This is a genomic window from Corallococcus sp. EGB (genome assembly GCF_019968905.1).
GTDB lineage: Bacteria > Myxococcota > Myxococcia > Myxococcales > Myxococcaceae > Corallococcus.
In genome coordinates this window covers 1366790-1378864 of the sequence record NZ_CP079946.1, presented here as the reverse complement: position 1 = coordinate 1378864, position 12075 = coordinate 1366790, and the positions used below count along the sequence as shown (strand labels likewise).

The 12075-nt window shown below is 71.9% G+C and carries 10 protein-coding genes; 2 read left to right on the top strand and 8 right to left on the bottom strand.

The window, feature by feature from the left end; all coding sequences use genetic code 11:
* Window positions 1-103: 103 nt before the first annotated feature.
* The 4 genes from bioD to KYK13_RS05665 form a co-directional block, all read right to left on the bottom strand.
* On the bottom strand, window positions 104-799 hold the full coding sequence (gene bioD, locus KYK13_RS05680; protein ID WP_223642576.1) for a dethiobiotin synthase: 696 nt from the start codon (window positions 797-799) through the stop codon (window positions 104-106).
* Entirely contained in the window at window positions 789-1970 is a 1182-nt protein-coding gene (bioF, locus tag KYK13_RS05675; RefSeq protein ID WP_223642574.1) for an 8-amino-7-oxononanoate synthase, read from the bottom strand. The genes bioD and bioF overlap by 11 nt, the downstream gene beginning before the upstream one ends.
* Window positions 1967-2992, bottom strand: coding sequence for a biotin synthase BioB (gene bioB, locus KYK13_RS05670; protein ID WP_223642573.1), 1026 nt, complete (start codon window positions 2990-2992; stop codon window positions 1967-1969). The genes bioF and bioB overlap by 4 nt, the downstream gene beginning before the upstream one ends.
* Window positions 2993-3195: 203 nt before the next feature.
* Complete coding sequence (locus tag KYK13_RS05665) at window positions 3196-3465, bottom strand: GlsB/YeaQ/YmgE family stress response membrane protein (RefSeq protein WP_223642571.1); 270 nt, start codon at window positions 3463-3465, stop codon at window positions 3196-3198.
* A 179-nt stretch (window positions 3466-3644) separates the two neighbouring features.
* On the opposite strand from KYK13_RS05665, the gene radA reads away from it, so the two are divergent.
* Window positions 3645-5006, top strand: a complete 1362-nt coding sequence (gene radA, locus KYK13_RS05660) for a DNA repair protein RadA (RefSeq protein ID WP_223642569.1) — start codon at window positions 3645-3647, stop codon at window positions 5004-5006.
* Between the two features lie 129 nt (window positions 5007-5135).
* Here radA and KYK13_RS05655 read toward each other — a convergent pair whose 3' ends face one another.
* Window positions 5136-6854 carry a hypothetical protein gene (locus tag KYK13_RS05655; protein WP_223642566.1) on the bottom strand — a complete coding sequence of 573 codons (1719 nt, stop codon included), beginning with the start codon at window positions 6852-6854 and terminating at the stop codon, window positions 5136-5138.
* Window positions 6855-7026: 172 nt separating this feature from the next.
* Here KYK13_RS05655 and KYK13_RS05650 point away from each other — a divergent pair, with 172 nt between their 5' ends.
* Window positions 7027-8508 (top strand): HAMP domain-containing sensor histidine kinase, encoded by a 1482-nt coding sequence (locus KYK13_RS05650; protein ID WP_223642565.1) that lies wholly within the window; start codon window positions 7027-7029, stop codon window positions 8506-8508.
* On the opposite strand, the gene KYK13_RS05645 is transcribed toward KYK13_RS05650, so the two are convergent.
* The 3 genes from KYK13_RS05645 to KYK13_RS05635 all read right to left on the bottom strand — a co-directional run bounded on the left by KYK13_RS05645 (window position 8453) and on the right by KYK13_RS05635 (window position 12048).
* On the bottom strand, window positions 8453-10306 hold the full coding sequence (locus tag KYK13_RS05645) for a methyl-accepting chemotaxis protein (RefSeq protein WP_223642563.1): 1854 nt from the start codon (window positions 10304-10306) through the stop codon (window positions 8453-8455). The genes KYK13_RS05650 and KYK13_RS05645 overlap by 56 nt on opposite strands.
* A 137-nt stretch (window positions 10307-10443) precedes the next feature.
* Window positions 10444-11112 carry a TenA family transcriptional regulator gene (locus tag KYK13_RS05640; protein ID WP_223642562.1) on the bottom strand — a complete coding sequence of 223 codons (669 nt, stop codon included), beginning with the start codon at window positions 11110-11112 and terminating at the stop codon, window positions 10444-10446.
* Between the two features lie 360 nt (window positions 11113-11472).
* Window positions 11473-12048, bottom strand: a complete 576-nt coding sequence (locus KYK13_RS05635) for an NUDIX hydrolase (protein ID WP_223642561.1) — start codon at window positions 12046-12048, stop codon at window positions 11473-11475.
* Window positions 12049-12075 lie beyond the last annotated feature (27 nt).

The window sequence follows — 12075 nt, the reverse complement described above, 5'->3', positions numbered from 1 at the left end:
CTCGCGCGGAACAAATGTCACGTCCAGATCACGGCCACCACCACGCGAAAACTTGCGCGGCCTGTAGCACGCGGGCCCGGTGGCGAATGCGCCGGAGGCCGATTTATCGGCCCTGCGCGCGTTCGGGCACCAGCGGCGCCAGCGCCCGCCGGAAGGCCTGCCGGCGCTTTCTCGGGTCCTCCACATACGGCACGGGCCCCAGCACCTCCACGCCGTGGCGGGCCTCGAGGTAGCGGCGGTTGTCCCGCTCCGCCAGATCGCGCCCGGGCACCCCGCGCGACAGCACCACCGCCCGCACGGACACCCTCCGCGCCGCGAGCGCCTCCAGCGACAGCGCTACATGGTTGAGCGTGCCCAGCCCCGCGCGCGCCACCAGCACCACCGGCAGGCGGAAGGCCTGGATCAGGTCCACCACGTCGCGCTTCGAATCCACCGGCACGAACAGCCCCCCTGCCCCCTCCACCACCACGGATCCGCCCTTCAGCCGCTTCCACGCGTCCAGCGTCACGCGGAAGTCCGGCTCCCTTCCCAACCGGGCCGCGGCGATGCCCGGGGCCAGCGGCGCCTTGAAGCGGTGCGGACACACGGCGTCCACCGGCAGCGTGCTGCCCGCGGCCTCGCGCATGGACAGCGCGTCCGCCGGGGCGCGCAGGGACGCGCAGCCGCTCTCGTAGGGCTTGAAACCCTGGGGCGCATGGCCCGCGTCCTTCAGGAGCGACAGCAGCGCGCACGACACCTGCGTCTTGCCCACGCCCGTGTCCGTGCCGGTGACGAAGAACTGGAGTGCCTCAGGTGCCACGGGAGACTCCCACCCGGCGCAGGGCCTCCAGCGCCAGGTCGATGTGGCCCGTCGTGTGGGCCGCGGAGAGACAGAAGCGAAGCCGGCTGGTGCCGTCCGGCACGGTGGGCGGGCGGATGGCCTTCACCAGGAGGCCCGCCTCGCGCAGGCGACCGGCCGCATCCAGCGCGCGGGACGGCTCGCCCAGGATGACCGGGAAGATGGCGCTCCGGGGTTCAGCGGGCAGTCCCAGCGCCCGCAGACCCTCGGTGAAACGACGGATGTGCCCCCACAGCCGCTCACGCGGAACGGGGTCGTGCTCCACCAGGTCCACGGCGCGCTCGGCGGCGGCGCACAGGGCGGCGGGCAGCGCGGTGGAATAGACGAAGGGCCGTGCGCGGCTCACCAGCAGGTCCGCCACCGCGCGCGAGGTGGCCACGTACGCCCCCAGCCCGCCCAGCGCCTTGCTCAGCGTGCCCATGCGCAGGTCCACGCGCTCCTCCACGCCCAGCGCCTCGCACAGCCCCGCGCCGCGCGCCCCCAGGACGCCGGTGGCGTGCGCCTCGTCCACCATCAGCGCGGCGCCGTGGGCCTCGCACGCGGCCACCAGCTCGCGCAGCGGGGCCACGTCCCCATCCATGGAGAACACGCTGTCGGTGACCACCAGCTTGCGCCGCGCGGGCGTCTGCGCGAGCGCGTGGGTGAGCGCGGCCACGTCCGAGTGCGGATAGACGACGACGCGCGCGCGCGACAGCCGGCAGCCGTCCACCAGCGAGGCGTGGTTGAGCGCGTCGGAGAACACCGCGTCGCCGGGGCCCACCAGCGCGGGCAGGATGCCGGTGTTGGCCGCGTAGCCGGAGTTGAAGAGGCGCACGGCCTCCGCGCGCTCGAAGCGGGCGAGCCGCGCCTCCAGCCGCTGATGCGGCACCATGTCCCCCACGACGAGGCGGCTGGCGCCGGTGCCCACGCCGTAACGCTCCAGCGCGGACGCCGCGGCGGCGCGCACGGCGGGCGACGCCGCGAGGCCCAGGTAGTCATTGGAGGAGAAGTTGACCAGCCGCTCGTCCCCCAGGCGCACCTCCGCGCCCTGGGGCGAATCGAGCGGCTCCAGCGCGCGGCGGAGGCCCCTCGCGGACAGGGCCTCCAGGTCCTCGCGCGCCCAGCGGTCCGCGACCTGCGTGACGGAGCTCACCGGTCCTGCCGGGGCTCCAGGGGGCGGATGCCCGCCTTCTCCAGGAGCGCCATGTCCTGGGTGTACTCGGGGTTGCCGGTGGTGAGCAGCTTCTCCCCGAAGAAGAGCGAGTTGGCGCCCGCCATCATGCAGAGCAGCTGCGCCTCTTCGTTCATCTGCATGCGGCCCGCGGACAGGCGCACCATGGACTGCGGCATGAGCAGGCGCGCGGTGGCGATGGTGCGCACCATGTCCACCGTCTCCACGCGCTGCTGGTCGGACAGCGGCGTGCCCTCCACGGCCACCAGCGCGTTGATGGGCACCGACTCCGGGTGCACCTCCTGGTTGGCCAGCGTGCGCAGCAGGTTGCAGCGGTCGTCCACGGACTCGCCCATGCCGATGATGCCTCCGCAGCACACGGAGATGCCCGCGTCGCGCACCCGGTTGAGCGTCTTCAGCCGGTCGTCATAGGTGCGGGTGGAGATGATGTCGCCGTAGTGCTCCGGAGAGGTATCCAGGTTGTGGTTGTACGCGGACAGCCCCGCCTCGCGCAGGCGCTTCGCCTGACTGTCGGTGAGCATGCCCAGCGTGGCGCACGCCTCCATGCCCAGGGCCCGCACGCCCTTCACCATCTCCAGCACGCTGTCGAACTGCGGGCCGTCCTTCACCTCACGCCACGCGGCGCCCATGCAGAAGCGGGTGGCCCCGGCGGCGCGCGCCTGGGACGCGGCGGCCAGCACCTCCGGCACCGCCATCAGCTTCTCCGCCTTCACGCCCGTCTTGTAGCGAGCCGCCTGCGGGCAGTACGCGCAGTCCTCGGGACATCCCCCCGTCTTGATGGAGAGCAGCGAGCACAGCTGCACCTTGTTCTCCACGAACACCTGCCGGTGCACCGTCTGCGCCTTGTGCACGAGGTCCAGCAGCGGCAACTGGTACAGCGCCTTCACCTCCGCGAGCGACCAGTCGTGCCGCACCGTCACCCCTTCCGGGACGGGGGCGGCGTGGTGGGCGTGGCCGTGGAAGGACTCGGCGGTGTCGGACATGCGGGCTCCTTGGGGAGGCGTCAGGGGGCCGACGGTGCGTGGCCCGGAGCCTATTGTCAACGCTCTCGCGACATGGGGTTGACGAGTCGCCCTCCCCTCTTGGGGCCCGCCCGGAAAGGCCCGCGAAAACAGAAAGGGACGTCCGCTCCTCACGGACGTCCCCAGGCTGTCTCCCGCCTCATCGGCCGGGGAGCCTCGTGCGGCTAGACGTGGACGCGACGTCCGCGGCCAGCGAAGCCCACGAGGAACAGCACGACCAGTGCGCCCAGGACGGAGAACAACAGGCCCGTGGGGTGCAGGTCGAAGACCCGGCCGTCACTGGAGAACAGAGACCCGATGAAGCCGCCCACGAACGAACCGGCGATGCCCAGCAGCGTGGTGGCGATGAGCCCCATCGACTGGTTGCCCGGCATGATGGCTCGAGCGATCAGACCCGCGACCAGACCAATCACCAGAAAAGCGATAATCCCCATGGCACTCTCCCTGTGTGGGGGGCGCGCTTCCCGCGTCGCCCGTGGTCCAGAAAGTGGGTTGCCCCGCCCTGTAGGGCAACTCGCTACCTGATCCACGGCATGTTGCTTGCCTGCCCTGCTGGCATGGCGCGCGCATGAGGCGGGGAAACGTCAGGGGTCTGGGGTAGACACTCCAACCCATGGCGAAGGCGAAGACGCACTACACCTGTCAGGCCTGCGGCTACCAGACGGCGAAGTGGCTCGGGAAGTGTCCGGACTGCGGGGCCTGGAGCTCGCTCCTGGAGGAGACCGAAGCGAAGGTGGACGACAAGCGCCCGGCGTGGGGCGCTTCGGGGGGCTCCTCCCGGCCGGTGAAGCTGCAGGACGTGACGGCGGAGACGGAGGTGCGCCGCAGGACGGGCATCACGGAGTTCGACCGCGTGCTGGGCGGCGGCGTGGTGGGCGGCTCGCTGGTGCTGCTGGGAGGCGACCCGGGCATCGGCAAGTCCACGCTGCTGCTGGCGGCGCTGGACAAGCTGTCTCGGCACGGGCCGGTGCTCTACGTGTCGGGTGAAGAGAGCCTGCGGCAGACGAAGATGCGCGCGGAGCGCCTGCGGGTGGAGGGGGACGCCATCCACCTGTTCGCGGAGACGGACGCGGAGCGGGTGCTCCAGGCGGCGGAGGCGCTCAAGCCGCAGGCGCTGGTGGTGGACTCCATCCAGACCATGTACCTGCCGGAGCTGGGCAACGCGCCGGGCAGCATCACCCAGGTGCGCGAGGTGGCGGGCCGGCTGATGGCGTTCGCCAAGCGCAGCGGGGTGCCCACCTTCCTGGTGGGGCACGTGACGAAGGAGGGCTCCATCGCGGGCCCCCGCGTGCTGGAGCACATGGTGGACACGGTCCTCTACTTCGAGGGCGAACGGGGCCACCCGTTCCGGCTCCTGCGCGCGCACAAGAACCGCTTCGGCAGCACCAACGAGATTGGCGTCTTCGAGATGAAGGGCGCGGGGCTGGTGGAGGTGGCGGACCCGTCCGCGCTGTTCCTCTCCGAGCGTCCGCAGGGCAAGTCCGGCAGCGTGGTGACGAGCACGCTCAACGGCACGCGGCCGCTGCTGGTGGAGGTGCAGGCGCTGGTGGCGCCCACCGGCTACGGCACGGCGCGGCGCACGGCGATTGGCGTGGACGGCAACCGCGTGGCGCTGCTGGCGGCGGTGCTGGAGAAGAAGGAGGAGATTCCGCTGGTGGGCTGCGACCTGTTCGTGAACGTGGCGGGCGGCATGCAGTTGAGCGAACCGGCGTGTGACCTGGCGGTGTGCGCGGCGCTGGTGAGCAGCCTCCAGAACCGGCCGTTGGACGCGAAGACGCTGGTGCTGGGTGAGGTGGGGCTCGCGGGCGAGGTGCGCGCGGTGGGCCAGGTGGAGCCGAGGCTCGCGGAGGCCGCGAAGATGGGCTTCCAGCGGGTGGTGCTGCCCGCGGGCAGCGCGCGGCGCGTGGAGGCGACGAAGCTCCAGGTGGTGGGCGTGGAGACCCTGAGCGAGGCGCTGGCGGCGATGTTCGACTGACGGAGGGACGTCAGCGCGTGTGCAGCATCCAGGACACGTCTGGCGCGCGCGTGGGCTTCGTGAGGGGGGCAGGTCGAAGAAGGCCTCGCGGCCCGGAGTGTCGACGAGCTGGCCTTCCGCAGCGTCGCTTCAAGGAAAGGACCGGACGTTGGCACGGTTCATTTGCTTGAGCTCCTCGAGCCGCGCATCCAGCGGCGCCGTGAGTCGAATCGCGCCCTCGGGATGTCTGGCGGAACGGATCCAGAGCTCGATGGAGCCACCATACCGCTTCACATACTCCAGCATGGCTTCCAGGTTGCCGGTGAGCGCCAGCTCCTTGCGCCCAATCACCTCGACGAAGTCGTAGGCGCTGCCCCAGACCAGGTCCCCCTCGTGACCTGACACCGCGTCCGGAATGAAGCCCTGGGCCTTGCTCCCCGGCGGCGGCAACAAGGGGTCCGTGTTCTTCGGCAGCTTCCGGCCCTGGAGCACGGACTGTTCGAACGCACCACCCGCGCCCTTGTTCTGGATGACCGTCTGGAAGAGCCGCTCCCACTCCGGATCCACGGCGTAGCTGAAGCGCGGGTACTTGCCCGGGTGGCGGAACTGGTAGTCCACCCACGCCTGCGCCAGGTGCTCCGCGCTGCCCGGCACCAGGCTCGCGCCCTCCGCCGTCGCCCGTAAGCCCACCCGCGCCACGCGGTCGCCCCGGGCCAGCACCCGGCCCGCTTCCGCGAGCGGCACCTCCAGCCGCTTCGCCAGCGCCCGCAACTTCTCCACGTCCTCCGCGGACACGGGCTCACCGCGTCCCGCCGCTCGCAGCACCTCTCTCAACTCCTGCGCCTCCTTCGGCGACAGGTGCTGCACCACCCGCTGCAGCACCCGCACCTCGCGCAGGCTCCGGCCCGTCAGGAGCGCCACCTGCTCCACACCCTGCGCTCCTTCCGGCAACAGGCGCCCCGACACCACCGGCAGCGCCACGCTCACCGCGCACAGCAGCCGCTCGCCGTCCGTCAGCGGGTAGCCCAGGAGGCTCTGCCCCAGCACCGCGCCGCTCACGTCCGACACCTCTCCGGTGACGGGCAGCAGCCCCAGGGCGATCTCCAGCACCAGCTCTTCCGGCGCGATGCCCGGGGGCTCGCGGGCCGGGTCCCAGGTGGGGGACGCGAAGCGGCTGGCCTCCACCGCCGACGCCAGGAAGCTGTCGCGCGCCAGCAGGTAGGCCGCCACCTCGCTGGGGCCCTTGCGCGGGAAGTCCGGGTCCTCCGTGTGCGTGTAGGCCCAGTCCAGCACCGCGTCCAGCAAGGCCTGCTGCGTCTCCTCGTAGCGCGCGCTCTCGGTGAGCAGCCCGTCGCTCCCGAGCCTCCGGAAGTGCGCGTCCGCCAGGACCTGACGGCGCGCGTCCGCCCAGCGGTGGAACTCCTCCAGCTTCGCCTCCACCCGCGCGGAGCGCCTGGCGTCGTCGAGCAGGGCCTGCGCGTGGCGGGCCTTCAGCCGCAGGTACACCTCCAGCGGCTCGTCCTTCGCGAGCTCCTCCTCCGTCCGCGCGGAGGCCCAGAGCAGCAGGTCATCGAGCGCGGCCTGCCCTACCTGACGCTCCGTCTCCAGTTCGGAGAGCTGCTTCAGGGCGGCCCGCTTCTCGCGGATGAACGCGAGGTAGCGCCCCAGCTCCTCACCACTGACCGCGCCGCCCGGACCCGCGTTCCGCCAGTCCATGTCGCGCGTGAACGCAGCCGGTGAAGCGCTGTGATAGCGCCCGTAGCCGTGCATCCCCACCGGCATGGCCCGCGAGCCCGGCGTCCCACAGGCCGTGAGCGACAGGACGCCCATCAGCCCCGCGCTGAATCCTCCCAGCCACCCTGTTCGCATGGCGCGCCCCCTCAATCCCTCTCATCTAGCAGTCGGGTCTGACGCGTTTCGCGAACCCCTTCCTGACGCGCGCGTCCCTGGCATCCGAGGGCACCCGCTCCGGCGCGGAACAAGGACTGGCCAGCGACGGGGGCATGCCGTTTGATGCGGGGGTGCGAGGAGCGCCGCCCGGATGAAGCAACGCCCCCATTCCTCCCGCCTGCGGGACGCGCTGGGCTCGCTGTCCGCGCGGCTCCTGCTGGCGTTCCTCCTGCCCACGCTGCTCTTCCTCACGCTCGCGGGCGCTTCCGTGTACGCGCTCGCCCGCGCGAGCCTGGAGGACGAGCTGGGCGCGAGCCTGTCCGCGCTCGCCGCCGCCACCGCCAGCCAGGTCAGCGGCGAGCGCATGCTCACCATCGAGCCCGGCGACGACGTGTCCGGCACCCGCACGTGGAAGAACCTCGTGCGCCTGCTGGACGGCGTGCGCGCCGCGAGCGGCGTGCGCCGGGTGTACGCCGTGGACGCGCGGGGCCGCGTGCGCGCGGACGCGGGCGGCAACCTGCCCGTGGGCACCGAACTCCCCGACCTCGCGCGCGACCGGCTGGAGCTGACGCGCGTCCTCGCCGGCAAGCGCGCCGCCAGCCAGGTGCTCTTCACCGGCTCCGACGGGCTGCTCTACAAGACGGGCTACGCGCCCGTGGTCCAGGACGGTCAGGTGGTGGGCGCCATCGGCGTGGAGGGCAGCGCGGCCTTCTTCGGACCGCTGCGGCGGCTGTGGCGCACGTTCGTCATGGCCAGCGCCGTGGCGCTCGCCGTGCTCGCCGTCATCGCCGTCCTCACCGCCCGGGGGCTGGCCGGCCCGCTGCGGCGGCTGATGGACTCCGCGCTGCGCATCGGCCGGGGCGACCTGACCACCCCCGTGCCGCCGGAGCCCACCCGTGAAATCGGCGTGCTCGCGCGCGAGCTGGAGGTCATGCGCGGCGCGCTGGAGAGCCGGGACCGGCAGCTCAAGCTGATGCTCGCGGGCGTGGCCCACGAGGTGCGCAACCCGCTGGGCGGCATCGCGCTCTTCTCCGGCCTCCTCCAGGAGGACCTGCGCGCGGGCGCCCACGCGGACGCGCACGGCCACGTGGAGCGCATCCAGCGCGAGGTCGCCTACCTCCAGCGCATCGTCGAGGACTTCCTCGCCTTCGCCCGCGAGCAGCCGCTGGCGCGCGCGCCCATGGAGGCGCCGGTTCTGGTGTCCAACGCGTGCGAGCTGCTCTCCGCGGAGGCGCACGGCAGGGGCGTGGGCCTGGACGTGGCCGCCGCGCCCGCGCACCTGGAGGCGGATGGCAGCCTGCTGACCGCCGCGCTCGTGAACCTGGTCAAGAACGCGGTGCAGGCCGCGCCCGCGGGAAGCCACGTGCGCATCCGCGGCGAGGTGCGCGACGGGCGCTACACCATCGACGTCCAGGACGCGGGCCCGGGCGTGCCCGAAGCCGAGCGCGAGCGCATCTTCGAGCCCTTCTTCACCACCCGCGAGCAGGGCACCGGCCTGGGGCTGCCGCTCGCGAGGAAGATCGTCCGCGCCCACGGCGGCGAGCTGTCCCTGCGCTCCACGCCGGGCGAGACCGTCTTCACCCTGTCTTTGCCATGCCCTGTTCCCGAACCCGGGGCGGCACCGGCACGCTGACGGACTCCGCGTCCTGGACGTCGAACTGCAGCGCCATCTGCCCCACCTCCCCGGAGACGACCTGCAGCGTCCGCGTGGCCTCCTGCGTGGAGGACAGCCGGTGCAGGGTGCTGTCCATCAGCTGCGACAGGTCCGCGATGGCGGTGGTGATCTGCGAGAAGGCGGCGTTCTGCCGCGTCACCGCGTTGGCGATCTTCCGCGCGGCCTCGGAGCTCTCCTGCGAGCTCTGAGACAGCGCGCGCAGGGACTCGCCGGAGGCGCGCATCTGGTCCAACCCCGCGGCCACCTGACGCCCGCCCTGCTCGCTCATGGACGCCGCGTCGCGGATGCCCTGGCTGATCTCCGCGAGGATGTTGCGGATGCGCCGGGTGGCCTGGACGGACTGGTCCGACAGCCCTCGCATCTCCTTCGCCACCACCGCGAAGCCCCGCCCCGCCTCGCCCGAGCGCGCCGCCTCGATGGCCGCGTTGACGGCGAGCAGGTGGGACTGGTCCGCCAGGTCCTTCACCGCGCCGGTGATTTCACCAATCTGGGCCGTGCTCTCCTCCAGGCGTGACAGCCGCTGCTGGATGCCGGACACCGCGCTCCGGATGGCCGCCAGCCCCTCCAGGCTCAGGACCACCGCGGTCTCGCCCTGCTGCCCCAGCGCCTCCGCGCGACGGGCCACGCGCAGGACCTCCTCCGCGGAGTCCGCGGCGACGCGCGACGCCCGCCGCAGCTCCTCCGACGTGACCTGCGCCTCGTGCAGCGCCGCCGCCTGCCGGGTGAGCCCCTGCCGCTGCTCTTCGTTCGACACGCGCAGCTCGGTGCCGGCCTGGCCCAGCCGCTGCGCGGAGGTCTGGAGCAGCCGGGGAAACCTCCGCAGCCGGGACAGCGCGTCGTTCATCCCCGACGCCAGGTCGCCCATCTCGTCCGTGGACACCCAGCGCGGCGAGCGGATCCGCCCGGACGCCAACCCGGAGATGGCCTCGTGCACCGCGCGCGCGCTCGTCGCCTGCCGCCTCGCCAGCATCCACGTGGTGAAGGCCGGCAGGATGAACACCAACGCGCCCACCCAGGGCAGCGCGAAGCCCAGGTCCGCGAACAGCGAGCTGCCCACGTCATCCAACCGGGCCACGGCCTGCTTCGCGCCGTCCGCCAGCAGCACCTCCTTCAGCAGGTTGCGCACGTTCAGGAGCTTCACCACCACCACGCACGCGCTCAGCGCCACCGTGGCGAAGATGGTGGACAGGAACGTGAAGGGCAGGAACCACGTCTGCCGCGGCCAGAAGGGGCCCGAGCCCGCTGGCGCCAGCTCCGGATGCGCGTCCTGCTCGCGCAGCGCCCACGGCAGCGCCAGCCGCTCCAGCCCCAGCGCGATGGGGAACGCCACCACCACGCCGAAGCAGAACGCGATGAGCGTGCCCAGCCCCAGCCGGAACCAGTCCTTGCCGAACCACAGGCACACCGGGAGGCTGAAGAAGAAGCCGCCCAACGTCCACGCCGCGCAGGTGGTGAAGACCATGGAGCGCCAGGGCAACTCCAGCACGCGCCGCAGCCGGTCCCCCGGGCCGTCCCCGGCGTGGTTCCGCAGGGCCCAGCGCGCCAGCCACCGCAGCGTCACGTAGGGATGCAGCAGCCCGAACACCAGCACGATGAACGGCAGGACCGTGGCCGTGACGAGCAGCCCCTCCCGGCTCGACAGCCCCATCGCCATCGCGATGAGGTAGGCACAGACGATGGAGGGCGGCAGGACCCACCGCAGGAACAACCACATCCCACGCCAGGCCAGCTCCCGGATGTCTTCTGTCTCATTCATGTCTCTATGCCCCCCTCCGGTCCAGCGAAAGGCCGGACCGGCATGCCTCGCGACTGCGACTGCGACTGCGACTGCGACTGCGACTGCGACTGCGACATCACCGCCAATGAAGCGGCTGCTTCAGCCCGCGCGGGGACTCACACCTCGCAGCAGGACTCGAAGACGCGCGCCAGCAACGTCAGGGACCGGTGCGCCGCGGTCTCCACGCGCACCGGCTCCCCCGCCGTCACGTCGATGGACAGCTTGATGATCTCCAGCGCCTCGTCCGGGTGCGCGTCGTCGTAGCGGGCGTGCGCCCGGAGCCAGCGCAGCGCGGCTGCGTCCATGCGCACGCCGTCCCGGGCATACGCGGTGAAGGGCTCCACCACGGCGCGCGTCCAGACGCCGGTGACCCCCTCGATGGCCCAGTTGCACGCGGCGATGCCCTCCGCCAGCGACCCATCGCGGCAGGTGGCCAGCAGGTGCTCGTGGAGCGCCTGGACCTCGGGCCTCCACGGCGACTCGAAGGCGCTGGAGGCGTCCACGCCCGACGCCTGCATCCAGTCGATCCACCACTCGGCGTGGCGGGCCTCCACGCTCAGGTTCTGCAGGAGCCAGCGGCGGATGCTCGCGTCGCCCGGACGCACGCCATAGGTCGTCTTCGCCAGCGACAGCCCCATGTACTTGGGGAAGTTCTCGACGATGGGGAAGCAGTGCACCAGGAACCGCTGCCAGGCGTGCAGGGGCGGATGCCGTCCTTCCGCTGTCTCCCGGAACAGCGTGGGCATGCACGCCGCGTCCCACGCGGGCTTGAGCGTGCTCAACATCGTCTCCATCCAGACAGGATGGGGCGTGAGCTTCAAGGCGGCGGGCTGATAGGGCCGGGATGCACTCTCATTTTTCGAGGATGCGTAAGAGAATTCTTCCACGGCGGTGCCATGCGACACGGCGTCCGGCGACGACATGAAACGTGCTCCTGCTCCTGGGTGGACGACAAGCCGTCATGGCCGCCCCCCCTCCACCCAGCGTGTCCCCAGGTTGCCGGGGTGTCTGTGTTTCATCCATGCCCCCCCGGGACATGAAGCCGTCTCAAGCCGGTTTCTGTCTCAAACCCCGCGAACTCCCCGCGCGTGAATCAGGAATCTGGCGCTTGGACATTCATCCAAGAGACACTCATCCGACAAGGGTCATTGACGTTCCGGGCGAGCAAGCGAGCGCGCCTTGAGCAGCATGCGGCGCAGCGGCGCCTCATCCGCGCGCGCCAGCGCCTCGTCCCAACCCAGCCACTGGATGCCGAACGACTCCGCCGGATCATGCGCAAGTGCCTCCGGGTCCTCCGCCACCACCAGGTAGCGGACATCCAGGTGGCGGTGCTCGGGCTCGTCCTTGCGCGCGGGGATGACGTGCACGTCCACGTCCAACGGCCGCGGCGCACTGGGGTGCAGGTGCACACGGCACCCCGTCTCCTCGCGGGCCTCGCGCAGCGCGGTGGCCTCCATGTCGCCGCCGTCCCCGGCCTCCGCGTGCCCGCCGGGCTGCAACCACCGCTTCAGCTTCGCGTGGTGCAGCAGCGCCACCCGTTCCCCCGTCGCGTCCACCACCACCGCGCTGCCGGTGAAGTGCGCCTCCGCCTGCGAGCGGGAGAACGGCGACTCCAGCGACGTGGCGAAGTCGCGCATGCGCGAGAGGTCCTCGCGCTCCTTGTCGTCCGTGGGGACGTGGCGCGCGAGCAGGGCAACGAGGGCAGCGGGGGCATGGGCCATGCGCCGGGATAGACACCCGCCCGGCCC

Excerpts from the sequence above, each read along its gene's own strand:
- KYK13_RS05645 (WP_223642563.1), bottom strand. The coding sequence starts at position 10,306 with ATGAATGAGACAGAAGACATCCGGGAGCTGGCCTGGCGTGGGATGTGG.
- KYK13_RS05650 (WP_223642565.1), top strand. The coding sequence starts at position 7,027 with ATGAAGCAACGCCCCCATTCCTCCCGCCTGCGGGACGCGCTGGGCTCG.
- KYK13_RS05635 (WP_223642561.1), bottom strand. The coding sequence starts at position 12,048 with ATGGCCCATGCCCCCGCTGCCCTCGTTGCCCTGCTCGCGCGCCACGTC.
- KYK13_RS05665 (WP_223642571.1), bottom strand. The coding sequence starts at position 3,465 with ATGGGGATTATCGCTTTTCTGGTGATTGGTCTGGTCGCGGGTCTGATC.
- KYK13_RS05640 (WP_223642562.1), bottom strand. The coding sequence starts at position 11,112 with ATGTTGAGCACGCTCAAGCCCGCGTGGGACGCGGCGTGCATGCCCACG.
- KYK13_RS05655 (WP_223642566.1), bottom strand. The coding sequence starts at position 6,854 with ATGCGAACAGGGTGGCTGGGAGGATTCAGCGCGGGGCTGATGGGCGTC.
- radA (WP_223642569.1), top strand. The coding sequence starts at position 3,645 with ATGGCGAAGGCGAAGACGCACTACACCTGTCAGGCCTGCGGCTACCAG.
- bioB (WP_223642573.1), bottom strand. The coding sequence starts at position 2,992 with ATGTCCGACACCGCCGAGTCCTTCCACGGCCACGCCCACCACGCCGCC.